A 1660-nucleotide genomic window follows, 5' to 3' on the forward strand; every position below is an offset into this window, starting at 1 on the left:
TAATTTAAGCAAGTTAAAAAAGGAGTTGAATGTGCATCATGACAACTAATGCACTCGGAATTTACGAAAAAGCTTTACCACAAGATCTATCCTGGCGGGAAACGTTTGAATTAACACATGACTTAGGTTTTAATTTTTTAGAATTTTCGATTGATGAAAGTGATCAACGGTTGGCGCGGCTTGATTGGACACGCCAGCAACGCCAGGAATTTCGTGACCTAATGTGGGCTACTAAGACACGCATTAATAACTTAATGCTCTCTGGTCACCGCCGCTTTCCTTTGGGCTCAGCCGACCCCCAAATTCGCCAGCAGGCATTAACGATGATGCAAAAGGCAATCGATTTGTGTGTTGACTTAGGCATTCATAACATTCAAATGGCGGGTTATGATGTTTATTATGAAGAAAAGACGGCTTCTTCGCGTGAATATTTTGTAGAGAATTTGACCAAGTGTGTGCATATGGCCGCACAAAAAAATATTATGCTATCAATTGAAACGATGGATGATCCCTTTATTAATAACCTGACGAAGATTAAGCATTACCATGATTTAGTTAAAAGTCCTTGGTTACAGGCTTATCCGGATTTGGGTAATTTAAGTGCTTGGCCTAATCAAGATGTAGCTGCAGAAATTGAAAATCAGATTGATACCATTTGTGCGATTCATTTAAAAGACAGTCAAAAAGTCACCGCAACGTCACCGGGTCAGTTTAAAAACGTGCCCTTTGGTCAAGGTTGTGTTGACTTTGCTGGCCTCTTACGCTTATTAGTAAGATTAGATTATCATGGTAGTTTTACAATTGAGATGTGGGCTGGCGAAAATGGTGCCAGTGACGCCCTCGAACAGGTCAAGGCCGCAAAACAATTTTTTACTAACTTGTTTGACCAAGTGGGCATTGAACAAGAAGAAGTCAGATAAGGAGAGCACAATGCTAGAAAAATTAAAACAAGAAGTTTATGAAGCAAATATGCAGTTACCCCAATTGGGTTTGGTAACCTTTACCTGGGGTAATGTTTCCGGGATTGACCGCCAGCAAGGCTTATATGTGATTAAACCGTCAGGTGTTAGTTATGAAGAATTAACGCCAGCGGACTTAGTAGTCGTCAATCTTAAGGGTGAAGTAGTTGAAGGTCAGTTAAACCCTTCTTCCGATACTCCTACCCACACCTATTTGTACAACCATTTTCCTAAGATTGGCGGAATTGTCCATACTCATTCACCTTGGGCGGTGGCCTTTGCGGCAGCTAAGATGGACATACCAGCTTTGAATACAACGCATGCCGATACCTTTTATACCGATATACCAGCAGCGGCTGCCTTAACTGAAGCCGAAATTACAGCCGACTATGAAGGCAATACGGGCAAGACCATTGTGCAGACCTTTGCAGAACGCCACTTAGATTATGAAGCAACGCCCGGGAGTCTAGTAAGCCAACATGGGCCATTTTGTTGGGGGAAAACGGCCGGCCAGGCAGTCTATAACGCTAAGGTTTTAGAGGTAGTGGCAGAAGAAGACTACCACACCCTTATGTTAACTAGAGCAGATAGTCATGTGCCCCAGTATTTATTAGATAAGCATTACTATCGAAAGCATGGTCAAGGAGCATATTACGGGCAAAATAATGCCCAGTCGCAGACCCATGCAAAAAGAAAATAAC

General features: G+C 42.3%; 2 protein-coding genes. Both read left to right on the plus strand.

Annotated features, from left to right (window positions below):
* The first annotated feature begins 38 nt into the window (after window positions 1–38).
* Entirely contained in the window at window positions 39–920 is an 882-nt protein-coding gene (locus tag F5ESL0233_RS08020) for an L-ribulose-5-phosphate 3-epimerase (protein ID WP_118895838.1), read from the plus strand.
* Window positions 921–930: 10 nt separating this feature from the next.
* Window positions 931–1659, plus strand: coding sequence for an L-ribulose-5-phosphate 4-epimerase (locus F5ESL0233_RS08025; RefSeq protein WP_122059648.1), 729 nt, complete (start codon window positions 931–933; stop codon window positions 1657–1659).
* Window position 1660 lies beyond the last annotated feature (1 nt).

The organism is Lactobacillus sp. ESL0233, assembly GCF_003692995.1.
Lineage (GTDB): Bacteria > Bacillota > Bacilli > Lactobacillales > Lactobacillaceae > Lactobacillus > Lactobacillus bombicola.